This window comes from Chryseobacterium sp. A301 (assembly GCF_054489425.1).
The window spans coordinates 57692-80957 of record NZ_JBTMWY010000003.1 but is presented as its reverse complement, the minus strand read 5'-3'; the positions used below and the strand labels follow the sequence as shown (position 1 = coordinate 80957).

General features: G+C 41.4%; 22 protein-coding genes and 1 pseudogene. 16 read left to right on the top strand and 7 right to left on the bottom strand.

Annotated elements, in window-relative coordinates; all coding sequences use genetic code 11:
* Window positions 1-8 precede the first annotated feature (8 nt).
* The 5 genes from ACX3PU_RS06300 to ACX3PU_RS06280 all read right to left on the bottom strand — a co-directional run bounded on the left by ACX3PU_RS06300 (window position 9) and on the right by ACX3PU_RS06280 (window position 5540).
* Complete coding sequence (locus ACX3PU_RS06300) at window positions 9-2402, bottom strand: 3-hydroxyacyl-CoA dehydrogenase/enoyl-CoA hydratase family protein (protein ID WP_459084099.1); 2394 nt, start codon at window positions 2400-2402, stop codon at window positions 9-11.
* Window positions 2403-2858: a MarR family winged helix-turn-helix transcriptional regulator gene (locus tag ACX3PU_RS06295; RefSeq protein WP_459084098.1), complete on the bottom strand. Its 456-nt coding sequence runs from the start codon at window positions 2856-2858 to the stop codon at window positions 2403-2405.
* Window positions 2859-3022: 164 nt separating this feature from the next.
* The gene (locus tag ACX3PU_RS06290; RefSeq protein ID WP_459084097.1) at window positions 3023-3958 is read right to left on the bottom strand and encodes an ABC transporter ATP-binding protein; all 936 of its coding nucleotides are present in this window, start codon (window positions 3956-3958) and stop codon (window positions 3023-3025) included.
* Window positions 3955-4950 (bottom strand): iron chelate uptake ABC transporter family permease subunit, encoded by a 996-nt coding sequence (locus ACX3PU_RS06285; protein ID WP_459084096.1) that lies wholly within the window; start codon window positions 4948-4950, stop codon window positions 3955-3957. Before ACX3PU_RS06285 ends, ACX3PU_RS06290 begins: the two co-directional genes overlap by 4 nt.
* A 29-nt stretch (window positions 4951-4979) precedes the next feature.
* The gene (locus ACX3PU_RS06280; protein ID WP_459084095.1) at window positions 4980-5540 is read right to left on the bottom strand and encodes a TlpA disulfide reductase family protein; all 561 of its coding nucleotides are present in this window, start codon (window positions 5538-5540) and stop codon (window positions 4980-4982) included.
* Between the two features lie 25 nt (window positions 5541-5565).
* Between ACX3PU_RS06280 and ACX3PU_RS06275 the strand changes: the two genes are divergently transcribed.
* From ACX3PU_RS06275 to ACX3PU_RS06220, 12 genes and pseudogenes are all read left to right on the top strand, one after another.
* Window positions 5566-6690: a 2Fe-2S iron-sulfur cluster-binding protein gene (locus tag ACX3PU_RS06275; protein ID WP_459084094.1), complete on the top strand. Its 1125-nt coding sequence runs from the start codon at window positions 5566-5568 to the stop codon at window positions 6688-6690.
* On the top strand, window positions 6687-7298 hold the full coding sequence (locus ACX3PU_RS06270; RefSeq protein ID WP_459084092.1) for a SanA/YdcF family protein: 612 nt from the start codon (window positions 6687-6689) through the stop codon (window positions 7296-7298). The genes ACX3PU_RS06275 and ACX3PU_RS06270 overlap by 4 nt, the downstream gene beginning before the upstream one ends.
* 49 nt (window positions 7299-7347) lie before the next feature.
* Window positions 7348-7980, top strand: a pseudogene (udk, locus tag ACX3PU_RS06265) (uridine kinase); the annotation flags it as partial.
* Window positions 7980-8342 (top strand): FtsB family cell division protein, encoded by a 363-nt coding sequence (locus ACX3PU_RS06260; RefSeq protein WP_459084091.1) that lies wholly within the window; start codon window positions 7980-7982, stop codon window positions 8340-8342. The pseudogene udk and the gene ACX3PU_RS06260, both read left to right, overlap by 1 nt.
* 19 nt (window positions 8343-8361) lie before the next feature.
* Window positions 8362-9525, top strand: a complete 1164-nt coding sequence (locus ACX3PU_RS06255) for a methylmalonyl-CoA mutase family protein (RefSeq protein ID WP_459084090.1) — start codon at window positions 8362-8364, stop codon at window positions 9523-9525.
* Between the two features lie 34 nt (window positions 9526-9559).
* Window positions 9560-10711 carry a THUMP-like domain-containing protein gene (locus ACX3PU_RS06250; protein WP_459084089.1) on the top strand — a complete coding sequence of 384 codons (1152 nt, stop codon included), beginning with the start codon at window positions 9560-9562 and terminating at the stop codon, window positions 10709-10711.
* A gap of 97 nt (window positions 10712-10808) precedes the next feature.
* Window positions 10809-11042 carry a hypothetical protein gene (locus ACX3PU_RS06245; protein WP_459084088.1) on the top strand — a complete coding sequence of 78 codons (234 nt, stop codon included), beginning with the start codon at window positions 10809-10811 and terminating at the stop codon, window positions 11040-11042.
* A gap of 138 nt (window positions 11043-11180) precedes the next feature.
* Entirely contained in the window at window positions 11181-12563 is a 1383-nt protein-coding gene (locus tag ACX3PU_RS06240) for a dipeptidase (RefSeq protein WP_459084087.1), read from the top strand.
* Window positions 12564-12623: 60 nt separating this feature from the next.
* Window positions 12624-13331, top strand: a complete 708-nt coding sequence (locus ACX3PU_RS06235) for an SDR family oxidoreductase (protein ID WP_459084086.1) — start codon at window positions 12624-12626, stop codon at window positions 13329-13331.
* A gap of 102 nt (window positions 13332-13433) precedes the next feature.
* A complete protein-coding gene (locus tag ACX3PU_RS06230; protein WP_459084085.1) occupies window positions 13434-14180 on the top strand; it encodes an electron transfer flavoprotein subunit beta/FixA family protein in 747 nt (248 codons plus the stop codon).
* 31 nt (window positions 14181-14211) lie between these two features.
* The gene (locus ACX3PU_RS06225; RefSeq protein ID WP_459084084.1) at window positions 14212-15159 is read left to right on the top strand and encodes an electron transfer flavoprotein subunit alpha/FixB family protein; all 948 of its coding nucleotides are present in this window, start codon (window positions 14212-14214) and stop codon (window positions 15157-15159) included.
* Between the two features lie 182 nt (window positions 15160-15341).
* Window positions 15342-16421: a pseudouridine synthase gene (locus ACX3PU_RS06220; protein WP_459084083.1), complete on the top strand. Its 1080-nt coding sequence runs from the start codon at window positions 15342-15344 to the stop codon at window positions 16419-16421.
* A 73-nt stretch (window positions 16422-16494) separates the two neighbouring features.
* Here the strand turns inward: ACX3PU_RS06220 and pncA are convergent, their stop codons facing one another.
* Window positions 16495-17100, bottom strand: a complete 606-nt coding sequence (gene pncA / locus ACX3PU_RS06215; RefSeq protein WP_459084082.1) for a bifunctional nicotinamidase/pyrazinamidase — start codon at window positions 17098-17100, stop codon at window positions 16495-16497.
* A 164-nt stretch (window positions 17101-17264) separates the two neighbouring features.
* On the opposite strand from pncA, the gene ACX3PU_RS06210 reads away from it, so the two are divergent.
* The 3 genes from ACX3PU_RS06210 (at window position 17265) to ACX3PU_RS06200 (ending at window position 19074) form a co-directional block, all read left to right on the top strand.
* Window positions 17265-17801, top strand: a complete 537-nt coding sequence (locus tag ACX3PU_RS06210) for a YfiT family bacillithiol transferase (protein WP_459084081.1) — start codon at window positions 17265-17267, stop codon at window positions 17799-17801.
* 307 nt (window positions 17802-18108) lie between these two features.
* A complete protein-coding gene (gene ytxJ, locus ACX3PU_RS06205) occupies window positions 18109-18483 on the top strand; it encodes a bacillithiol system redox-active protein YtxJ (protein WP_459084080.1) in 375 nt (124 codons plus the stop codon).
* A gap of 9 nt (window positions 18484-18492) precedes the next feature.
* Window positions 18493-19074, top strand: a complete 582-nt coding sequence (locus tag ACX3PU_RS06200; protein ID WP_459084079.1) for a Crp/Fnr family transcriptional regulator — start codon at window positions 18493-18495, stop codon at window positions 19072-19074.
* 91 nt (window positions 19075-19165) lie between these two features.
* On the opposite strand, the gene ACX3PU_RS06195 is transcribed toward ACX3PU_RS06200, so the two are convergent.
* Window positions 19166-20032 (bottom strand): sigma-70 family RNA polymerase sigma factor, encoded by an 867-nt coding sequence (locus ACX3PU_RS06195; protein ID WP_459084078.1) that lies wholly within the window; start codon window positions 20030-20032, stop codon window positions 19166-19168.
* A gap of 272 nt (window positions 20033-20304) precedes the next feature.
* Between ACX3PU_RS06195 and uvrA the strand changes: the two genes are divergently transcribed.
* Complete coding sequence (gene uvrA, locus ACX3PU_RS06190) at window positions 20305-23133, top strand: excinuclease ABC subunit UvrA (RefSeq protein WP_459084077.1); 2829 nt, start codon at window positions 20305-20307, stop codon at window positions 23131-23133.
* Window positions 23134-23266 lie beyond the last annotated feature (133 nt).

Genomic DNA, 23266 nt, shown 5'->3' with positions numbered 1-23266 from the left:
ATGAAAGATTAATTACGAAGTGGTTTCCCTTTTTGTAACATATACTGGATACGCTCAAGCGTTTTGCGTTCCCCACAGAGCTGTAGGAAGGTCTCACGTTCCAGGTTTAAGAGGTACTGCTCACTCACGGCTGTAGGTTCAGAAAGGTTTCCTCCGACCATCACGTAACCTAATTTGTCCGCAATCTTTTTATCGTGCTCTGAAATATAACGTCCTGCAAGCATTTGGTCGGTCCCTACGTAGAACATTCCGAGGGCATCTTTTCCAAGCACCGTTACCGTTTGTTCAATTGGCTGAGTATAGCCCTGCTCGGCAAGAAGCAGAGCGACTTTTTTCGCTTCCTTGATTTGTCGGTTTTTGTCTACCACCACAAGGTCTTTGTGAGGTTCTAAAATTCCCATATCATAGGCTTCGTACGCAGAAGTGGCTACTTTTCCCATAGCGATGTTCATAAAGACATCGCGCAGACGGTTTGTTTTCACATCGTCTTTGCTGAATTCTTTTGAGGTTCTTAAAGTGAACTCTTTGGTTCCACCTCCGCCAGGGATTACACCGACTCCTGTTTCCACAAGACCGATGTAGGTTTCTGCTGCCGCGACCACTCGGTCTGCGTGCATGGTCATTTCACATCCACCACCAAGGGTCATCCCATGGGGAGCAACCACGACGGGAACACTGGAATAGCGAACTCTCATCATGGATTTTTGGAAGTACGCAATGGCCATATTCAAATCGTCCCAATCTTGTTCGATAGCCATCATTAGGATCATAGCTAGATTGGCTCCCACAGAAAAATTCGTCCCCTGGTTACCCACTACGAGGGCTTCGTAATCTTTCTCCGCTAATTCAATGGCGCGGTTTAGTCCGTCCAGAACTTCGCCTCCTAAGGAATTCATTTTTGACCGGATTTCAAAATTGATTACTCCGTCCCCCAAATCTACAATCGCCGATCCTGAATTGCTCCAAAGCGTTTTTTCTTTTCGGATGTTGTCAAGGATAATAAAGGATTCTTGTCCTGGGACTCCTTTGTAAGATTCATTTTCTTGCGTATAGAACTGTTTGTGTCCTTGGCCGTCGACTTGGTAAAATGACTTGACATTTTGAACCCAAGGAGCGACTTCATATCCTGCTTCTTTTGCAAGGGCTGCCCCTTTTTCTACGCCAATGGCATCCCAAATCTCAAACGGACCGTTTTCCCATCCAAACCCGGCTCTCATGGCATCGTCAATTTTATATAGATCGTCCGAAATCTCTGGAATTTTATGAGAAACATAAGCGAATAGGGAACCGAAGGATTTCCGGTACAATTCAGCCGCTTTGTCTTTTCCGCCAATTAAGACTTTAAATCGGTCAATGGGGCGGTCAATTGCTTTGGTGAGTTCAAGGGTCGGGAAACTGGATTTTGCTTGCGCTTCGTACTCCATGGTTTGGAGGTTTAAGCCTAGGATTTCTGAGGAACCGTCCTGATTTTTTACTTTTTTGAAGAAGCCTTGGCCGGATTTGGATCCTAACCACTGATTCTGCATCATCGTTTCAATGTAGGGAGGAAGTTGAAAAACATCGTTGAAATTGTTCGGTTCCACTCCACTTTGGTGAACGCCTTTCGCCACATGCACTAAGGTATCTAACCCGACGACATCCGCAGTTCGAAAGGTCGCAGATTTAGGTCGACCGATGACAGGCCCTGTTAGTTTATCAATGTCTGTAACGTTTAAACCTAGTTCGCTGACCGAATGAAGTAAGTTCATGATGGAGAAGACTCCGATACGGTTGGCGATAAAGGCAGGAGTGTCTTTTGCAAGAACAGTCGTTTTGCCTAAGTATTTCGCGCCATACTCCATGTAAAAATCAAGTACATCGCTCTGGGTATCCTTTGTAGGAATAATTTCAAGTAGAGGTAAATAACGCACAGGGTTAAAGAAATGGGTGCCTGCGAAATGCGCTTTGAAATCCTCGGAACGACCCTCAGCCAAAAGGTTGATAGGAATACCCGAAGTATTGCTTGAAATCAGAGTTCCTTTTTTTCTGTGCTGTTCGATTTTCTCGTAGACCGAACGCTTGATGTCAATGCGTTCCACAACCACTTCAATAATCCAATCGGTGGATTTAATCTTTTCTAAATCGTCCTCAAAATTACCCGTTTTAATTCGGGAGGCGAATTTAGGGGAATACAATAAAGCGGGGTTTGATTTTTTAAGTTTTTCTAAATTTTCGTTCGCAATGCGATTACGTACAGTTTTACTCTCTAGGCTAAGGCCCTTTTTTTGTTCTGCGGCATTGAGTTCATTTGGAACAATGTCTAACAGCAGGACTTCGACGCCAATGTTGGCGAAATGCGCTGCGATGCCAGATCCCATAATTCCAGATCCAAGTACGCTCACGTGTTTGATTCTGCGTTTCATTTATTTCTTTTTATTGTTTAATTGCTTAGCGGTTCGTAGGATGGTGGACATCACTTCTCGAAAAACATCGAGTTTTTCCTTGTCTACTGTATCCACGATAATCTGATTGAAGTTAAGAACGACATCTTTCGAAATGTCCCGGTGTTGAAGTCCTTTCTCCGTGAGTTTAATAATTACTTCACGCTTGTCGTGCTGCGTCTTTTCTTTGTATATATACCCGTTGTCTTCTAAAAGCTTCACGATTCGAGTGAGGGAAGTGGGCTCAATTGCCATTTTGGGTCCCAAATTCGTGCTTCGGGTGCCGTCTTTGGGATCTATTTTGAGTAAAGTGAGTGCCTGCACTGCGGTGGAGTCGTATTCGGAAGCCATGTCTGAATACATCTTGGAAACTGCGAGCCATGTGGACTTTAAGATCAAATCTATGTTGTCGGATTTCTCCTTTGAGGTCGTTTTCATTGTATTTGCGATTGGGTTATTTCAAATATAGAAAATCTTATGCATGCATAGTATATTTTAAATGTTAATCTTTTGTTAATTGTTGATTATCAAGTATTTAAAAAGTATGAATTGCATAATACTATGCATGCATAGTATTAGAGAACAGTAGGTAATAGGCTGATTTATAGCAAGGTAGATAGAAGCCGCTGCAAATCTTCGTAGGAGGACAAGGTCCACTTTTTTTCCCTGAAATAGACTTGCCAATGGCCCTCGGAGCGGAGAAACTTAAAATTAGAAAAATCGCTTTGAAAATGCTTTTGCAAAAAAGAGTAGAGTAGCTCCTTTTCAAGTGGGCCTGCTTCTATCTCCGGAGGAACAAAGCCTTGGTTTAAATCAAAGAGAAGAGGACGGATGAGTTCTTGATGCTGAGAGAGTAGATCCTCAGAAACGCCGCTGTAAAATTGAGAATCTTTGATGAGCCAAATTTTGTCTGCAAATTCTTTGGCCAACCGAAAATCATGAGAGGAGAAAAGTATTAGCTTCCCGTAAGTCTTTGCAAGATCTCTTAATAGTTTCAAGATCATGATCTTGTTGAGTTCATCCAAATGCGCCGTAGGCTCATCGAGCAAAATAAAAGGCGAGTTCTGGCAAAAAGCTCTCGCGATGTATGCTTTTTGAAGATTGCCTTCCGAGAGCTGCGAGAGCAAATGATGCTGGTAGGATCCAAGTCCCAGCTTGTCTATAATATCCTGCACCTCTGCCTTATGAGATTGGCTTAGTTTAATGTAGTAGGGATAGTAAATGTATTTCCCTAAGGCCACAAGGTCATAGAGAGTAAGCTGAGGAGGTACGCTTGACTTGGAAAACACCACGGCGGTATGGTGAGCCTTTTGCACAGAACTTAAATTTTTTAAGTTCTTGCCCTCCATGAGGATGCTTCCTTCAAGAAGAGGTATTTGTCCTAAGAGCGAACGCATTAAAGTGGTTTTGCCCACTCCGTTATTTCCTACCAAGAGAACCACTTCTCCTTGAAAAAGAGTAGCATTTACCTTTGAAATCAGCGGAAATTTATAGCCGATGGAGACGTTTTTTAATTCTATGTAAGGACTTAGGCTCATGAGGAAGTTCTCGGTTTTAGAAGCATAAGCAAGATTACTGGAATCCCAAAGAGCGAAGTAATCACATTAATAGGAAAGAGTGTAAGCTCACTTATACTGGAGAAAATTAGCATGATAAGAACTCCAATTAGCATATTTAAAATCCATTGGTGCCATAGTTTAGCAGGATTCCAAAGCATCCTTGAAAAATGAGGTACGACAATTCCTATAAATAGTATAGGGCCAAGAAAGGCCGTCACGCTCGCAGACAAAAGAGACGAAGCAAAAATCACGAGGTATTTTAAATGGTTCAGGTTGACCCCGAGACTTTGAGCGTATGGGAGTCCAAGAGAACTGCCTATCAAAGGTTTAATGGCTCGAAAACTCACCCCTAACCCTAGGATTACAAAGAAAGCGAGAACCAGAAGTTGATTTTGATTGACTTGATTGTTTGCCCCAAAGCTCCAAAGGATGTAGTTTTTCAAACTTTGATTGTCCGCATAAACTTGGAGAACTGAGACCACTGCTCCTGCCAAGGCAGAAATCAGGAACCCAAAAATAATTAAGAAAGAAGGGTCCTCAAAGCGCTTAGAGATAAGCATTAGAATGAGCATCAAAAGAAAGCTTCCCACAATGGCTGTGAGTGAAATAAAGCCGTTTTGTAAGAATTCAGGAACTTCTAGATCGTACGAAAGAAAAATATAAAGCGCAACGCTCAAACTAGCCACCGAACTGATTCCAAGAACGGAAGGACCCGCAAGAGGATTTTGAAAGTATTCTTGAAGTAAAAACCCCGCGGTGGGAATGCTTACTCCCGCCAAAATCATGACCAAAACCCGATGGATTCGAAGAGAAGCAATGCTTTGGTTGGGAGTCGAGAAAAAGAAGTCCTGCCACGATAAATCCAAATACCCAATGCTTAAATTGCTTCCCACTCCCACAATAGCGAGCACAACAAGCAGCAGACATAAAGTCTTAAAATTTAGGGACTGTTTTCGCAGGAGGGATTTCAATTGGGTTCGTTTCGTAAAAGGATGCCGTGTTACTTGATGGTAAAGGCAGAAAACTGCTCTTGCATATGCTCTTGGGTCATCATTCCGACAATTTCTTTCTTTTGGGTTCCCTGACGGAACTGAGTGAAAGGAATAGAGGCTCCTTCCCATGACTCAAAGTTGGATCTGAAAAAATCTTCACCCAAAGCCTGGCCGTCTAGTAAAACAATCTTGTCTAAGATTTGATACTTGTCTCCAAATTCCGGGACTTTGGTGTTCCAATCGGATTTTTCATCAAGACTCACAAAGGTGAATTTTACTTTTTTCCCCTCAAGTTCTTTGATTTTATCTTGGAAGTGAGGCATTTCTTTTACGCACGGTCCACACCAAGTGGCAAAGAAATTCGTTACATAGAGCGTGTCGTTTGAAAGCTTAAGCGATTCACTAAAGGCCTGAGGAGTAACTTCTTTAATGCTGGCTACCGCTTGGGTTTGCGCGCCCGCAGAATCCGCGGCAGTCCTAGAAGAGAGATCCGCATCGCTCACGGTGGTTTCTTTTTTACAGGCTACTAAGCTTAGGGATACTACAAGTAGGAGGCAAATTCTTTTCATAATTTTTCTTAGTTTTGTTACACCTATGGAATCAACTTTACAGAAAGTCAAAAAGGGTGTGTTTCACCCGCTAAAAATAACGAAAAAACAACAACTTACCAAAAGTACTTTTTCCTTGGAACTGGAAATCCCGACGGAATTACAATCAAATTTTGAATTTCTTGCAGGGCAGTATGTGACCCTTGAGTATGAGCATAAGGGAGAGAAGTACCTGAACGATTATTCCATGACCGGAATGAGCGGAGGGTCTTTTTTAACTCTAGGAATTAAAGTAAACGATGAGCTGAGTTCCACAAGTAGTTTGATTCATGCGCATCCCGTGGGAAGTTATTTGGAGGTGTCCGAGCCTAAAGGACGCTTTACGATTGTCTCAAAACCTCATGAGTTTAGAACCATTGTGGCCTTCGCAGCGGGCATTGGAATTACTCCGATCCTAAGTCATTTCAAAACCCTGCTGAAAACAGAGCCGCGCACGCGCCTTTTTCTCTTTTATGGCAATAAAACAAGAAAAGACGTTGCATTCAAAGAGGAAATTGATGCCTTGGAAATGGAAAACAGAGAGCGCTTTAGCGTTCACTATTTTTATTCGAGGGAAAAGCTTGGAAATGCTTTTTTGGAAGGAAGACTGGATGCGAAAAAAGTGCATTTAATCATTAATCAAGTGATGATGATCGATGATACGGACGAAGAATCTACCCTTTGGGATGCGGTGGATCACGTGCTCATCTGTGGAAAGGGGGAAATGATTAAATCCATCGCTAGAGCCTGTTACGAGAACGGGATTCCCAAGAAGCAAATCCATTTTGAACTCTTTGAATCCTATAACGAAGATATCTACCCTGTCGAGGTGGAGCTGCCGCATATTAGTCCCGTCCATGTTAAATTTCTGTACAATGGGCAGTGGCACGAAACCGATTTGGATTCCAACAAAAACAAACTTCTGCAAAGTCTATCCGTTCAAAATTTCGAGCTACCTTTTTCTTGTAAATCGGGAATTTGTGGGTCGTGTCAATGCAAGTTAGTGGAAGGAGAAGTCGAACTTCTTGAGAACGAATATTTAACCCAAAGCGAAGAGTCCAGAGGGCAAATATTAGCCTGTATGTCTTACGCGTTAAAAGAAAAAATTGTCTTAGATTTCGATCAACTTTGAGAGGCGCTTTAAACATATTGAAAATTTTGCTTCGAGTCTTAGAACTTGCCGTTCTAGTGATGATGTTTGCCAATGTTTGGGTTTTTGCCCTAACCAATGGGAGAACCTATACCAAAATTTCAAAAATTCCACCTCGCAACTCCGCCCTGGTCTTAGGGACTTCACCTAAAACCATGAGCGGCAATGCCAATCCCTATTTTATTGCAAGAATGGAGGCGGCTGCCCTTTTGTACCATCACGGCAAGATCAAACGGATTATTGTGAGTGGTGAGAAAAGCAGAGGCTACGATGAGCCTACCGCGATGAAGAACTTTCTTGTATATCAAGAAGGAGTCCCTGCAAATATTATTCTAAAAGATTCCAAAGGGCTGAGCACCAAAGAGAGTATCGATCGATGCAAAGAACTTTATTTAGAAAGCAATGTGATTATTGTTTCCCAAGGGTTCCACAATTTTAGAGCTTTGTTTTTTGCTAGAAATATGAAAATGAATGCCCTGGGTTTTGATGCGCAAGATATATCCAGACCCGAAAGCTTTTACCGAAACCAAATGCGAGAGTTTTTCGCTCGGGTTCTTGCCGTGGTGCATTATGTATTTGGAATTGGCTAAGGAGATAGGGACAAAGTCTCGTTGGTTTTAATTAAAATATTATCTTTGTAAAAAATATTTAAACATGCTGGTCATAGGTATCGCAGGAGGAACTGGAAGTGGAAAAACCACAGTGGTAAACAAAATTCTTCAACAACTTAGCACAGAAGGCGTAAACGTGCTTTCACAAGACAATTATTATCATGACAACCAGCATCTTTCCCTGCATGAAAGGGAATCGCTGAATTATGATCATCCGAAATCCATCGATTTTGAGCTTCTTACAAGCCATGTAAAGAAACTAAAAAACAAAGAAAACATAGATCAACCCATCTATAGTTTTGTGACGCACAGCCGTACGGGAGATCATGTGACTATTGAGCCGAAAAATGTATTGATTGTGGAGGGTATTTTGGTATTAACTCACCCCGAACTTATCAGAGAATACGATTTGAAAGTGTTTGTCCATGCCGATTCGGACGAGAGACTCATTCGCCGGATTCGCCGTGATACTCAGGAAAGAGGACGGGACTTAGACGAGGTTTTGCATCGCTACCAAACCACGCTTAAACCGATGCATAAGGAATTTATTGAGCCCTCAAAAAACGAAGCGGATTTGATTGTTCCCAATATGAAACACAACAATGTGGCGATTGACTTTTTAACCACAGTGATTAACAATTCTTTGAAAAAATCTATGTAATGTCGAAATCGCAAATCAAAGACCTAAAACCCAAATCCAAAACCGTAAGGCTTTTGAAGACGTATGTACTGAATAAGTATTTTATTACGATTGTGGCTTTTTTGGTCTGGATGACGCTTTTTGACAGTACGTCGTATTTGGTTATCAATGATTTGAACAAAGAAATTGACAAATACGAAACCCAACTTGACTATTACAAAACCGAATACGAGAAGAACGATTCGTTTTATAGAAAATTAATGAATAACAAGGACGAAAAAGAAAAATACGCACGAGAGAATTACTTTATGCGTAAACCCGACGAGGAGATTTTCATTTTGGTCGTAGATTCCAGTAATATTAAACCTGCCACTACTCGTTAGTGCTCTTAAAGCTTAGTGCATGTCTGAACCTATCTCCATAGAAGCCTGGGAAGAGCTCGTAAAAAAACAGCAAAACCTTGAGAATTTATACGAAAGTCTTTCCAAAGAGAATTTAGAAGGACTCGTGGTCAAGCCTATCTATGCAAAAGAAAAGAAAGAAAGAGCGGTACTGCCCCGACTTGAAGAGTCAAGTAGTTTGGTGGCCCCTTACCATGAGAGTCTAGAGCAAGATGTGTATAGTTTTGCCTTGGAGAACAATGTGGAGGACCTTGAGGACAAAACCTTGTTTGTAACGAGCAAAGAGCTTTGCGAGCATATTGTGACGGACTTAAATCGCGTCTTTCCCCTGGTAGAACCTTTTGAGGAGTCCACTCAAAAACTTAGCGATCAACTCGTCAAAGAGTTCTTAGCTAAAGGATTTGAACGGGCGCTTTGCATCGATTTGACACTTTATCAGAACGCAGGAGCAACCATGGTGCAGCAGCTTGCTGTGGGCCTTGGAAAACTAAAGGAACTTGTTGAGGTGTTTGGACCTGAGTGTCTAGAGGAGGTTCTGTTTCGCATTTCGGTAGGATCCAATTACTTTTTTGAAATTGCCAAGATTCGTGCACTTAAACTTCTTTTCAATCAGTTCTGTCAAGAATATGACAAGACGGGAGTACCTTATATATTTGCCCAAACCAGCAATCGAAACAAATCCAAACTGGATATAGAAAACAATTTAATTCGCTCTACCCTTGAGCTCTCTTCTGCCATGGTAGGGGGCGCCGATGCCCTGTATTCTAGTGATTATAAACTTGAGTCTGGTTCAGAGTGGAGTCGAGAAATTGGGTTCAAACAGCAAATCGTACTCGCTTACGAAAGTCTCATCAACGTATTTGAGGATGCCCTTGGAGGGAGTTATTATGTAGAAGACTTAACGCTTCAGCTTTGTGAAAAAGCATGGGCAGAGTTTCTGGAAATCGAAAAGGAGGGCGGATTTGAAAAAGCCTTTGAAAACGGATCCATTACCCAGAAGATTTACCAATCTGCCTGCAAAGAACAGAGTTGGGTTCAGGAGGGTAGAATTAAGCTCATTGGCGTAAACTTATATCCTAAGCACGAAGTAATTCGCACGGTGGAATCTCTTTACAGTCCGAATTCACTCAAAGCAGTTCGACTTTCTGAAATGTTTGAACCTTAAATCAAGTTCAATTACCCTCTATTCCCACGGTGAAATGGACTACGATTCCCTTCTCGATCCCGAGGTTCAACTTTTTATAGACACGCATTCTAACGAAGATCTGCGCTCTTTGATGCTAAAGAAATCTCCCTTTGAGAAGGTGAGTATGCGAGAGATCGTGGTGCAGATTAAGGGCAGGCAAATCGCAGCCAAAAAATATCCGTTTTTACGGACCGAGGGCATTGTGTTTCCCGAACATCTAAATCTAGAACAAAGCTCTTCCCTAGCCACAGCGGAGTACAAAAGTAGGGGGCGAAAAGGAGAGTCCTTTTTGGATTTGACCCTTGGGTTTGGAATTGATCCCTTATTTTTATCTAAAGACTTTACACGCAGGGTTTTAATCGAAAGGGATTCGGCTCTAATTGAAATCGTAAAGCACAATTGGAAAGTTCTAGGGCGTGAAGCGGAATTTAAAACGGGCGATCTCCATGATTTTTTAAGTCATTCAAATGAAAGTTTTGATTTGATTTATCTGGATCCAGCGCGTAGAGATGCGCAGAAAAAGAAAGTGTTTTTGCTTGAAGATTTGTCCCCTAACCTGGTAGAGATTCAATCCTTGCTTCTTAAGCGTTCAAAAAAAATACTCGTTAAACTCTCCCCCTTGATTGACCTTACTTATTTGACGGAGGTTCTTGAGAAGGTGAGTAAAATAGAGATTGTCGCTGTAAAAAATGAAGTCAAAGAAGTTTTGGTTCATATGGAACAGGAATTTGGAGAAGAATCGGTTCTTTTTAAATGCGTCAATTTAGAATCGGGCGAACCGGATTTCACGTTTACTAGGGAAGATGCTGAATGTACTCCTATATATGGTGAGCCGAAAGAGTATATATACATACCGAACAATGCCCTTTTGAAATCGGGCGCTTTTTCCCATATCGCAAATGTTTTTGGACTTGAAAAACTAGCCAAAAACACCCACCTTTACACCTCGACTCGGCTCGTAAAGGACTTTCCAGGACGTGTATTGCGCATGGAAATTACAGATCCCTCTAAGCTACCCAAAGGCAGTCAATTCAATATTATTTCAAAAAATCATCCCTTAAAACCGGAGGAAATCAAAAAGAAATACAAACTGAAAGATGGGGGAGTGAATTACCTTATCTTTACGCAGTCTGGAAAAGGAAAAATAGTATTAAAATCAATTTAATCGTTTTGCGGAGTCTTAAGTATTTCTTACTTTTGGCGAACGAAATGCATTTGGGCCTGTATTAAACTATTTGGGCCTTAAATTTAATCCCTATTGTATGAAAAAACTAGTATTTGCTGTGGCCGTATGTGCCTTTTTAGTAAGTTGTAAAAAAATTGCTGCAGGCGGTAATCAAGGAGTATTAGCCATGGAGGATGGAGTAGAGCGTTACGATTCTGAGGAATCTCGTAAAGCGAAACAGGAACCTGCGGTTATCGCTGTAGATACCTTAAGTGCCCCTGCAATGAATGCAGATTCAACCAAGGTAGAACCTCAGGCTACTACACACTAAGGAGATTCCTTACTTTTAAAGAGCAGTCCCTAAGGATTTCGTTTCCAGGTTAGGGGTTTAAACTCATAAATATTCGCGAAATGTCTTGCCCCCGCAAGGCATTTTTGCTATTTTTACACATTACGTAAATATTTGATAATGCAGCAAACCTTAAATTACATTGAGCAAAACAAAGCGCGTTTTCTTGACGAATTATTCGAACTCTTGAAAATAGCGTCCATTAGTGCAGATCCAGCGTACAACCAAGATGTTTTAGATTGTGCGGAAAAAGTAGCACAATTCCTAAAAGATGCCGGGGCCGACCAAGTAGAAGTTTGCGATACCGAGGGGTATCCCATTGTGTACGGGGAAAAAATCCTCGATCCTTCTTTGCCGACCGTATTGGTTTATGGGCATTACGATGTGCAACCGCCAGATCCCCTCGATCTATGGAAAAAACCCCCTTTCGAACCTTATATTGAAAAAACGGAACTTCACCCAGAAGGAGCTGTGTTCGCTAGAGGTTCTGCGGATGACAAAGGGCAATTTTTCATGCATGTGAAAGCATTTGAAGCCATGATTAAGACCGATTCTTTGCCTTGCAATGTGAAATTTATTATTGAAGGAGAGGAGGAAGTAGGAAGCAAAAGTTTAGAAGGATTTGTGAAGCAAAACACGGATAAACTTTCTTGCGACTGCATCCTGATTTCAGACACGCATATTTATTCTAGAGAACAGCCTACCGTGACCACAGGATTAAGAGGCCTAAGTTATGTCGAGGTAGAAGTGGAGGGACCCAACCGAGATCTTCACTCTGGACTTTATGGAGGCGCAGTTCCAAATCCTATTCATGTCCTTTCTCGTATGATTGGGGAATTAATTGATCAGGACGGAAGAATTAAAATTGACGGATTCTACGACAACGTTTTAGAAGTAAGCAGCGATGAGCGCGCCGAAATGAATCGTCTTAAAGACAATCCAAAAGAGTTCATGCAAAGCATTGGCCTTTCTGGAGTGGAAGGAGAAAAAGGATTCACGACTCTTGAGCGTACCTCCATTCGTCCCACTCTCGATTGCAATGGCATTTGGGGTGGGTACACAGGCGAGGGTGCCAAAACCGTGATCCCATCCAAAGCGTTTGCTAAAATTTCGATGCGTTTGGTTCCGTACCAAACTCCAGACGAAATCACTGAAAAATTCACTGCGTATTTCAATAAAATCGCACCCGACAATGTAAAGGTGAAAGTCACTCCACATCATGGAGGAATGCCTTATGTACTGCCTAGCGATACGAAAGAATATTTAGCCGCGAAACAGGCCATGGAAACTGCCTTTGGCAAGGAAGTTCTTCCTTACCGAAGCGGAGGTAGTATCCCGATTACCGCTATGTTTGAACAAGTGCTTGAAGCGAAGTCTGTTCTTATGGGATTTGGACTTGATTCCGATGCGATTCACTCTCCAAACGAACACTACGGACTGTTTAATTTTTACAAAGGTATTGAGAGTATTCCTTTGTTCTTTGAAAATTATGCGAAAGGTTAAAGTTTAATTAATTTCTTGGAAAACGCCCCTACTTTGGGGCGTTTTTCGTATTTTTAGGACATGGAAAATAAAGTGATATACATTACCGGAGCCACCAAAGGAATTGGTTACGGAGTGGCGCAGCTTCTGCTTAAAAGTGGATACAAAGTGGCCATTAGCGGTCGAAATGAAAAGGACGTCCAAAAAATAGCACTAGAACTAAGTCGTATTTCGATGGACGTAATCGGCGTGGTTTCGGATGTTCGGGATTTTGAAAAAGAAGAACTCGCTGTCAAAGCAATTCTAGATAAATTTGGCCGGATTGATGTGGTCATTGCCAATGCGGGCGTCGGAATCTTCAAACCGGTAGATGAACTTTCCCCCGAGGAATGGAATCAAATGATTGACACCAATTTGACCGGTGCGTTTTATACCTTGAAAGCTACGGTAGAAGCCTTGAAAGAAAGCAAAGGCTATTACATTAGTATTTCTTCTCTAGCAGGAACCAATTTCTTTGAGAACGGTTCAGCCTACAATGCAAGTAAATTTGGTGTGGTGGGATTCACTCAGGCCGCGATGCTCGATCTACGGAAATACGGCATTAGTGTTTGCACGATTATGCCCGGAACCGTATCCTCCCATTTTAATGGAAACGATCCCTCGATGAAAGACCATTGGAAGATTCAACCGGAAGACCTTGGAGAACTGATTGAAAGTATCCTGAAGATGAATCGAAGAGCGCTTCCAAGCAAGATCGAGATTCGGCCAAGTCGACCGGATTTAAAATAAACAAATTTGAACGTAATGCACTGAATAGTAAAACTTTAATTTGTTATGCATGCATAAGACTTTTTTTATTATTTTAGCAACAATTAAAATACATATAAATACATGAAAATATTAGTCTGTATCAGTAGTGTTCCCGATACTACTTCGAAAATTAATTTCACTGCGGGAGGAGAGTCTCTTGATAAGAATGGGATTCAGTGGGTGATTAACCCTCTAGATGAATTTGCGCTAAGTAGAGCCATTCAACTTCAAACCAGTGCAGGAGCTGAGGTCACCGTAGTCAACGTAGGTCCGGCAGAAAATGAACCCATTATTCGCAAAGCACTTGCAACAGGTGCAAACCAAGCAGTACGCGTGAATTTGGATCCTCAAGATAGTTTTTCAACGGCGAAGGCTCTTGCGCAAGTGGCGGGTGCAGGTTCATACGACCTTATTTTGTGTGGAAAGGAATCTATTGATTACAATGGAGGCTCCGTTCCCGGAATGCTTGCCGAGCTTTTAGATTCTCCTTTTGTGAATGCATGCGTCGGATTAGAAGTAGAAGAAGCGCAGCTTAAAGCCGTTCGTGAAATTGAAGGGGGAAAAGAAACCATTTCAGTGAAACTTCCTGCGGTTATTGCAGGACAGAAAGGACTCGTAGACGAAAAAGAGGTGATTATACCAAATATTCGTGGAATTATGGGAGCAAGAAGCAAGCCTTTAGAGGTGGTAGAACCCCAGCAACAAGACGTTCGCGTAAAAGCGGAAACCTTTGAAAGAGTAGCGCCTCGTGCGGCTGTGAAATTGGTTTCGCCAGACAATCTTGACGAGTTAGTAAGACTTTTGCATGAAGAAGCGAAAGTAATCTAATCTAAGTATTAACGAAGAAAAAATAAATAAAATGGCAGTATTTGTCTACGCAGAAACAATAAACGGAGTTTATAAAAAAGCAGCTTTTGAGGCCGTCTCCTATGGGAAAGCAATTGCAGACCTATCGGGTGAGAGTGTCACTGCAATCTCCATTAACCCGAGTGATTCTTCTGATGTGTTATACCGTTACGGTGCCTCGGAAGTCATTGAAATTAAAGACGAAGGACTAAAGAATTTTAGTGCAAAAGCAGTTGCAAAAGCAATTGGGGAAGTACTAGACGGTTCCGTAATTGTATTCCCTCACACGACGGATGCCTCCTCGGTGGCTCCCATGCTATCTGTAGCGAAGGAATATAGTTTGATTACCAATGCAATGGAAGCGCCTTCAAGTGTTTCTCCCTTCACTGTAAAGCGTAAAGCGTTTTCAGGGAAAGGAATTATGAACGCGGTTGCGACGAGTAATAAGGTGATTGTAACCGTATCTCAGAACTCCTATGGAGTGAAAGAAAATCCAGTGCAAGGTTCAACCACAGAAAAAGCATTAAGTGTACAAAACGAAGATACCAAAGTGATCTCTCATGAGCAGTCTTCTGGAAAGCTAGATTTAAAAGAAGCCGAAATTGTGGTTTCTGCCGGTCGAGGAATGAAAGGACCTGAAAATTGGGGCATGATTGAAGAGCTTGCAGAAGTACTAGGTGCCGCTACGGCCTGTTCAAAACCTGTATCCGATATAGGTTGGAGACCTCACAGTGAACACGTAGGGCAAACAGGGAAAGCGATTGCTCCCAATTTGTATATCGCAGTAGGAATTTCCGGTGCGATTCAGCATTTGGCCGGGGTAAACTCTTCGAAAACCATCGTAGTGGTGAATAACGATGCAGAAGCACCGTTTTTCAAATCTGCTGATTATGGAGTCGTAGGCGATGCTTTTGATATTATTCCTAAACTCACAGAGAAAATTAAAGCTTTCAAGGGATAAGAATTTACTTGAATCTTTTTATACAAATAGAGGACTGCGTAAATTTTACGCAGTCTCTTTTATTTTGATAAAGTCCTAAGTAGCAGTAGAGATTTGATTCCAAAGAAGAGACTCTTGTCCAGATTGTAAATATCTTGAAAAGCCATTTTCAAAATCACTATCTTTGCAAAAATATAAGTTAAATGCGCCAAGATCGAAATCAATCGGATAGACCTAGAAAACCAAGACCCTCCAAACCAAGCCCTTCAGGGGATCGGCGCCCTCGCACGCAAGAACCGAGAGAGTCCAATTTCTCAAGAGAGGCGAAAGAGCCTAAGGAGCCACAGACTTCTAGAGAACCTAGACTTTTCACAAAAGGTGAGGCAAAGTCCTTTAATTCAGCACGTCCCAAAAGAGGAGGATCAAGGCCGTTTGATGCTAGAGATAAATATTCGAAAGGAGATTTGAAATATCCAAGGAAGCCGTTTTCGAGAGGAGACGACAAAGGAGAGGATAGAGGACGTAATTTTGTGCAACAACGTCGTTTAAAGAAAATCGAAAAAGACCTTCACAAAGATACCATCCGTTTAAATAAATACATCGCAAACTCTGGAATTTGTTCTAGAAGAGAAGCGGACGAACTCATTACCCAAGGGCTTGTAGAAGTGAATGGGAAAGTGGTAACGGAGATGGGATACCAAGTCGAGAAAACGGACCGAGTGGTTTTTGACGGTCAGAACATTACGCCGGAAAAACCTGTTTATGTACTTTTAAACAAACCAAAAGGATATATCTCAACCACGAAGGATGAAAAGGCTCGTAAAACCGTAATGGATTTAGTGGCAAACGCCTCTCCCTACCGACTTTTTCCTGTAGGACGGTTAGATCGTACTACAATGGGGGTCATTCTATTAACCAATGACGGTCACTTAACTAAAAAGTTGACTCACCCTTCTTTTAATGTGAAGAAGATCTACCACGTGACTTTGGATCGTAAACTTTCTACGGACGATTTAAGAATTATTTCTGAAGGAGTTCGTCTAGACGAAGGTATTGCAGAAGTAGATAGCATTTCCTTTATTGAAGGGAAACCAAAGAATGAGATTGGAATCGAAATTCACATTGGATGGAATCGCGTGATTCGTCGTATTTTCCAGAAATTAGGATACGAAGTGGAAACCCTAGACCGCGTAATGTTTTCAGGGCTAACCAAAAAGAATATCAAAAGAGGACATTGGAGAATTCTAACGGAACAAGAGGTGAACAATTTGAAAATGCTCTAGGCAAAAACCTATCTTTTAGAAAATAAAAAAATGCAACCCTCGGGCTGCATTTTTTGTTTCGTAAATAGATTTTTTACCCCAATATAGTAACTCCCTTTTCTAAAAGTTCATAGATGGTATCGCGTCCATTGTCCGGTTTTACATTGACTGCTCGTGTTCCATTAAAATGGAGACAAGTGAGATACCCTAAATCAAAGGCATCGATCGCAGTGAATTTGACGCAGTAATCTAGAGCCAGGCCTACGATTTCCACGAGTTGAATTTCATGGTATTTGAGATAGTCATCAAGTCCTGTTTTTGCAAAGTGATTGTTGTCTTGAAATGCACTATAGCTATCAATCTCTGGGTTTTTCCCTTTCTGTATAATGTGAGTGGCTTTAGATAGCTCTAATTCCGGATGGAATTCAGCTCCCTTGGTGTTTTGAACACAATGATCTGGCCACATGAACTGAGTAGTGCCATTAAGAGTGATCGTGTCCCCCACTTGTTTTCCATTGTTGGAAGCAAAGCTTTTGTGATTCGCAGGATGCCAATCTTGTGAAAATACAATTTGGTCGTACTGGTTTTCTTCCATTAGAAGATTGATATAAGGAATAATTTCATTGCTTTTGGGGACGGCTAACGATCCGTCTTGGCAAAAATCATTTTGAACATCTACGACGAGTAAGGCTTTTTTCATATTCTTATTTTTTACCTCTGTAAGGCTTCGGTAAAGGGTACACCCTTATTTATTTATAAATATTTAATCTAATCGTGTAATTCGTTTAGCAGAATCTAAACTAACTTTACACAAATAAGCGACCGAATGCAAAAGACAAGACAAATTGTCGCTTGTACAAATTTATGAAAGATAAAATGGACATTCGATATCCGATAGGAGAATACAAACAAAGTGAAAAGATCACGGACGTAGACGTAGACAAACACCTACGCACACTAAAAGATTTTTATCCGAAATTGAAAAATCTGGTCGAGGGGTGGACCACGGAGCAGCTCGATACGCCCTACCGTGAAGGAGGGTGGACAGCACGCCAATTGATTAATCATTTGGCCGATAGTCATATGAATAGCTATTTGCGCTTTAAATTAGCCCTTACGGAAGACAATCCCACGATTAAAACGTACAAAGAAAGCGCATGGGCAGAATTGCAAGATAGTTTTTCGATCGATATCAAGCCCTCGATGCTTATTCTTAAAGGACTTCACAAACGCTGGGTTTTTGAAATTAAAGCTCTGACCAACAAAGAACTGAAACGTACATTCTACCACTCGGAATACGATCGTTCTTTCACACTTAGAGAAAGTCTTGCTTACTATGCATGGCATTGTGAGCATCATTTAGCGCAGTTGCACGCTCTCAAAGACAAAGAAGGCTGGTAATTTATTTGGCTTTTGAATCCACTATTTTTCAAAGGTGCCAATTAGGTTGCAACAATCAATTGGCTTTCTTTTAAATCGCTAAATTTCAAAGAAAATCAGTCCAAGAGAATAATAATACATTCTGTCGGACTGAGTGGCAACGAATTTGCAATAAAAGGAAATCGGCGAATTCAATTGCTCTATTATTGATATTTACTTGATTCTTGCTTCCATAGAAATAGCGGTTAGCCATAAGTAGATAATATAAATATCAAATGGGTTGTGAGGGACTGTCGCTGTTTAACTAATAAAAAAAATAGTTTGGGATATGAGTCTTTTTAATTTGTTTAGCTCGGGTTCAAACCCTTCTTTTGAACTGGATGCACGATGGATCGCCTTGAGAAACGAAGCCGACTGGAAGGCTGTGCTAGAGGCTTCGAAGCAGAAGAAAGTAGTGGTGTTTAAACACTCAACGGCGTGCCACGTAAGTAAAATGGTTTTAAAAAATTTTCAACGCGAGATGGAAGAACAGGACAAGGAACTGGATTTCTATTATCTAGACTTACTTCAATACCGACAGCTTTCCAACCAAATTGCAAGTGACCTAAAAATTATTCATCAAAGCCCACAGCTCCTCGTAATTGAGAACGGAGTGTGCACAGAAAATAGTTCACACCAAGCAATTTCATTATCTTTGGTCTAGTTTTAGACGATGGAAAATATTGAACACTATCTTTCTGATGTTTTAGAGATACCCATGGAAGCCATCGGTATTTGCGGTGCCTATTATACCCTTCAGCACATAAAGAAGGGAGAGTTTCTTTTAAGGGCTGGGGAAATTTGCCAGAGTACCTATTTTGTAGAAAAGGGACTTCTTCGAATGTATTCGATTGACCCCAATGGCAAAGAACACATTATCCAATTTGCGCCTGAAAAATGGCTAATGAGTGACCGCAGTTCCCTCTATTTTAATGAAAAATCCAACTATTACATTGAGGCGGTTGAAGACAGTGAGATTCTTTTTTTAAGTTCAGACTTTTTCTCAAACCTAAGCATGCAGTTTCCAGGGACCATTGTCAACAATGATCTTCTTCTGCAAAAGCATATTCGTTCCCTTCAAAACCGAATCAATTCTCTATTGTCAGACACGGCTTCGCAGCGGTATTTGAATTTCCTTAAGATGTATCCTAATTTAATGCAACGAGCCCCCCAGTGGATGGTGGCTTCTTACCTAGGAATCACTCCAGAGAGTTTAAGCCGAGTTCGAAAAGAACTCGTAAGCAAAGAAAAATAAGTGCCCAAACAAAACAAAGCCACTCATCGAGTGGCTTTGTTATTAGGTTCAAACCCTTTCTTAGAAGGATTTATTCAAAAAGGATAGAGTCCTATTTCCCTAAATAGGATTTAAGGATTTTACTTCTTGTATTGTGCTTAAGACGTTTGATCGCTTTCTCTTTGATCTGACGTACTCTTTCTCTTGTAAGGTCAAAGGTTTCTCCGATTTCCTCTAAGGTCATAGGATGCTTACCGTTAAGTCCAAAGTAAAGTCTTACTAGATCGGCCTCTCTGGGCGTTAGCGTCTGAAGGGCTCTTTCAATTTCAATTTGAAGAGATTCTAGCATCAAATCTTTGTCTGGACTTGGAGATTCACCGGAACGAAGTACATCGTACAGGTTACTGTCTTCCCCTTCCACCAAAGGCGCATCCATAGAGAGGTGACGTCCACTGTTTTTCATGGATTCTTTAATGTCATCCTCGCTCATGTCGAGAACTTCTGCCAACTCTTCTGGGGAAGGAGGTCTTTCGTTCTCTTGTTCTAGATGTGCGTAGGCTTTGTTGATTTTGTTGATGGACCCAATTTTATTTAAAGGCAATCTCACAATTCTAGATTGCTCTGCTAACGCTTGTAAAATACTTTGACGAATCCACCATACGGCGTAAGAAATGAATTTAAATCCTCTTGTTTCGTCGTACCGTTTGGCCGCTTTCATTAATCCTAAGTTTCCTTCGTTGATTAAATCGGGGAGGGAAAGTCCTTGGTTCTGGTATTGTTTCGATACGGAAACCACAAAACGTAAATTTGCTTTAATTAGTTTTTCAAGGGCTATGCGGTCTCCTGCACGAATCTTCTGTGCAAGTTCAACTTCTTCGTCTGCCGTAATTAGTTCCACTTTACCAATCTCCTGAAGATACTTGTCTAAGGACGCCGTCTCACGGTTGGTAACCTGCTTTGTAATTTTTAACTGTCTCATGTAAACTTTTGCCCGGTATTTATAGGGCTCTACTTATATATACGTTCAAGATGACCAAAAGGTTACACACCTTTTGCTTTTCTTTTTCTTTCGCCCTTCTAAATGAGTGGAAAAGGGGGCTCTAAGACCGTGTTGGATTGCGATTTGACCATGCGACATTCCGAAAACCCAAGGGTAAACACGTGTGGGTTTTCCATTCTCTATGACGGCTTATCGCGTTAAATTTCGTAATTTTGTACGATTTTGATTCTGATAGTCAAAGTCCTAAAATAATGAACGAAGAAATCGAATATATAGAAATATACGGCGCACGAGAGCATAACTTAAAGAATATTGATGTGCGCATTCCGCGCAATCAATTGGTCGTAATTACAGGACTCTCAGGTAGTGGAAAATCCTCTCTCGCTTTTGATACCATTTTTGCGGAAGGTCAAAGACGATACATTGAAACTTTTTCTGCGTATGCAAGGCAGTTTCTAGGAGGATTAGAACGTCCTGACGTAGATAAAATTGAAGGGCTCTCTCCCGTCATTGCCATTGAACAAAAAACCACTAACAAAAACCCAAGATCCACCGTAGGAACGGTTACCGAATTATACGATTTCCTTCGCCTTCTTTTCGCTCGCGTCTCTGAGGCTTATTCCCAAAGTTCGGGCAAAAAGCTGGTAAGCTATACAGAAGAGCAAATTTTAGAGGTGATCAAGTCTAATTACCAAGGAGAGAAAGTACTTCTATTGGCTCCTGTGATTCGCTCCCGAAAAGGGCATTACCATGAGTTGTTCGTACAAATGGCGAAGAAAGGATATGGACAAGCTAGGATTGATGGCGAGTTGCAGGACATCGAGTACGATCTAAAATTAGATCGCTACAAAACGCATGATATAGACATTGTTGTAGACCGATGGATTATCGGGGAGAATGCGACGGAAAGCCGAATGGAAAGTTCGCTAAGAACCGCTATGGAAATGGGAGAGGGAGTGATCGGTATTCAAAAACTCCACGAAACGGAAATTCATTATTTCTCGAAGAAATTAATGGATGACGATTCAGGTCTTTCCTTAGCGCTTCCAGAACCCAATACATTTTCCTTCAATTCCCCAAAAGGGAGTTGTCCTGTTTGCAAGGGACTTGGGAGTGTGAAGAAAATAAACAAAGAATATTTTGTTGAGAATCCGAAATTATCCATTAGCCGAGGTGCCCTTCGCCCACTAGAGGATATCAAAAACAACAAATGGCTAATGGGCCAAATAAAATCGATTCTTGAGATTTTTGGACAAGACCTAAATACACCTTTTTCGGAAATCTCCGCTGAGGCATTGGACTACCTTTACAATGGACTCCATAAAGAATTCAATAAAGATCTAAAATACGCTGGGATCTCGAAGAAGATAAAAGTTAATTTTGAGGGGTTAATTCCTTACATGGAGGATCTCATTGCAAACAAAGAAAATTATGACGCAGTCCTATTAGAAAGGCATTTTACGACAGAAGATGTGTGTCCAAGCTGCCACGGTGCTCGTCTGCAAACGGAAAGTTTAAGCTTTAAAATTGATGAGTTAAATATCGCGCAAGTGAGTGCAATGCCGCTGGCCGAACTCAAAGAGTGGCTGAGCCAACTGGACGGGAAGTTTTCTAAAACCCATACACTCATTGCATCCGAAATCTTAAAAGAAATCAAAACTCGTTTGCAATTTCTACTGGATGTAGGACTTGATTATTTAAGCCTTAATAGAAGTTCTCGAACCCTCTCCGGTGGAGAAAGCCAGAGGATTCGACTCGCAACTCAAATTGGCTCTCAGCTTGTCAATGTCTTGTATATATTGGACGAACCTAGCATTGGGCTTCACCAAAGGGACAACGAAAGACTTATCGCCTCACTTAAAAACTTGCGGGATTTAGGAAACTCGGTTTTGGTGGTAGAACATGATAAGGACATGATTCTAGAGGCGGATCACGTGCTTGATATTGGACCTCGAGCAGGGAAGCACGGTGGCGAAGTGCTATGGCAGGGAGATCCGAAGGATCTAACCTCTGCCCATACAATCACCTCTGATTATCTAAGTGGAAAGCGCAAAATTGAGGTTCCCACTGAGCGAAGAAAAGGCAATGGGAAGACCTTAAGTCTCAAGGGAGCGAGTGGAAACAATCTGAAAAATGTAAATGTAGACATCCCTTTAGGACAACTTGTGGTGGTCACGGGGATTTCAGGAAGTGGAAAATCTTCCCTTATCAACGGAACTCTCTATCCTATTTTAAATAAGCATTTCTATCGAAGCCTTCAAGAGCCTCTGCCTTATAAGAAGTTTACAGGCATTGAGCATATTGATAAAATTGTCGATGTGGATCAAACTCCAATTGGACGAACCCCACGAAGCAATCCCGCCACGTATACTGGAATGTTTTCAGACATTCGTACGCTGTTTTCAGAATTGCCAGAGAGTAAAATTCGAGGCTATAAGCCGGGAAGATTCTCCTTTAACGTCAAGGGAGGACGCTGTGAAACGTGCCAAGGGGGAGGACTTAAAGTGATTGAAATGAACTTTCTCCCCGATGTGTATGTGCACTGTGAAACCTGCAATGGTAAACGCTTTAACCGAGAAACTCTCGAGGTACGTTACAAAGGTAAGTCCATCTCCGATGTTCTTGAAATGACTATTGATGAGGCTGTTGAGTTCTTTCAGCCCATTCCTAAGATCTACAGCAGAGTCAAGACTTTGCATGATGTGGGACTTGGCTACATTACCTTAGGACAGCAGTCTACCACTCTTTCAGGAGGTGAAGCCCAACGAATTAAATTAGCAACCGAACTTTCCAAAAAACAAACCGGAAGCACCCTTTATATTTTAGATGAACCCACAACCGGACTTCATTTCGAAGATATTCGCATTTTGATGGATACCGTCGCAAGGCTTGTGGATTTGGGCAATTCCTTTATTATCATTGAACACAATATGGACGTAATCAAATTGGCTGATTACATTATTGATGTTGGGCCAGAGGGAGGCAAGCGTGGTGGAACCATTGTGGCCAAAGGTACGCCGGAAGAAATTGTGAAGAACAAAAAATCGGTTACGGGTCGCTTCTTGAAAGAGGAGCTTTAAGTGCACAAAAAGAATTTATTTAAGGGATTTGGAGTGCTGGAAGCGATTAGCATTGAATTGTTGATTTTTTGGTAATTTTTAACTGATTGTTTGACAGTTGTTTGTATTTATTTGTTACATTTGTATTACGCTA

What these genes read in the sequence shown, in the direction of transcription:
- ACX3PU_RS06300 (WP_459084099.1), bottom strand. Translation starts at nt 2,402, where the DNA reads ATGAAACGCAGAATCAAACACGTGAGCGTACTTGGATCTGGAATTATG.
- ACX3PU_RS06295 (WP_459084098.1), bottom strand. Translation starts at nt 2,858, where the DNA reads ATGAAAACGACCTCAAAGGAGAAATCCGACAACATAGATTTGATCTTA.
- ACX3PU_RS06290 (WP_459084097.1), bottom strand. Translation starts at nt 3,958, where the DNA reads ATGAGCCTAAGTCCTTACATAGAATTAAAAAACGTCTCCATCGGCTAT.
- ACX3PU_RS06280 (WP_459084095.1), bottom strand. Translation starts at nt 5,540, where the DNA reads ATGAAAAGAATTTGCCTCCTACTTGTAGTATCCCTAAGCTTAGTAGCC.
- ACX3PU_RS06275 (WP_459084094.1), top strand. Translation starts at nt 5,566, where the DNA reads ATGGAATCAACTTTACAGAAAGTCAAAAAGGGTGTGTTTCACCCGCTA.
- ACX3PU_RS06260 (WP_459084091.1), top strand. Translation starts at nt 7,980, where the DNA reads ATGTCGAAATCGCAAATCAAAGACCTAAAACCCAAATCCAAAACCGTA.
- ACX3PU_RS06255 (WP_459084090.1), top strand. Translation starts at nt 8,362, where the DNA reads ATGTCTGAACCTATCTCCATAGAAGCCTGGGAAGAGCTCGTAAAAAAA.
- ACX3PU_RS06250 (WP_459084089.1), top strand. Translation starts at nt 9,560, where the DNA reads ATGGACTACGATTCCCTTCTCGATCCCGAGGTTCAACTTTTTATAGAC.
- ACX3PU_RS06245 (WP_459084088.1), top strand. Translation starts at nt 10,809, where the DNA reads ATGAAAAAACTAGTATTTGCTGTGGCCGTATGTGCCTTTTTAGTAAGT.
- ACX3PU_RS06240 (WP_459084087.1), top strand. Translation starts at nt 11,181, where the DNA reads ATGCAGCAAACCTTAAATTACATTGAGCAAAACAAAGCGCGTTTTCTT.
- ACX3PU_RS06235 (WP_459084086.1), top strand. Translation starts at nt 12,624, where the DNA reads ATGGAAAATAAAGTGATATACATTACCGGAGCCACCAAAGGAATTGGT.
- ACX3PU_RS06230 (WP_459084085.1), top strand. Translation starts at nt 13,434, where the DNA reads ATGAAAATATTAGTCTGTATCAGTAGTGTTCCCGATACTACTTCGAAA.
- ACX3PU_RS06225 (WP_459084084.1), top strand. Translation starts at nt 14,212, where the DNA reads ATGGCAGTATTTGTCTACGCAGAAACAATAAACGGAGTTTATAAAAAA.
- ACX3PU_RS06220 (WP_459084083.1), top strand. Translation starts at nt 15,342, where the DNA reads ATGCGCCAAGATCGAAATCAATCGGATAGACCTAGAAAACCAAGACCC.
- pncA (WP_459084082.1), bottom strand. Translation starts at nt 17,100, where the DNA reads ATGAAAAAAGCCTTACTCGTCGTAGATGTTCAAAATGATTTTTGCCAA.
- ACX3PU_RS06210 (WP_459084081.1), top strand. Translation starts at nt 17,265, where the DNA reads ATGAAAGATAAAATGGACATTCGATATCCGATAGGAGAATACAAACAA.
- ytxJ (WP_459084080.1), top strand. Translation starts at nt 18,109, where the DNA reads ATGAGTCTTTTTAATTTGTTTAGCTCGGGTTCAAACCCTTCTTTTGAA.
- ACX3PU_RS06200 (WP_459084079.1), top strand. Translation starts at nt 18,493, where the DNA reads ATGGAAAATATTGAACACTATCTTTCTGATGTTTTAGAGATACCCATG.
- ACX3PU_RS06195 (WP_459084078.1), bottom strand. Translation starts at nt 20,032, where the DNA reads ATGAGACAGTTAAAAATTACAAAGCAGGTTACCAACCGTGAGACGGCG.
- uvrA (WP_459084077.1), top strand. Translation starts at nt 20,305, where the DNA reads ATGAACGAAGAAATCGAATATATAGAAATATACGGCGCACGAGAGCAT.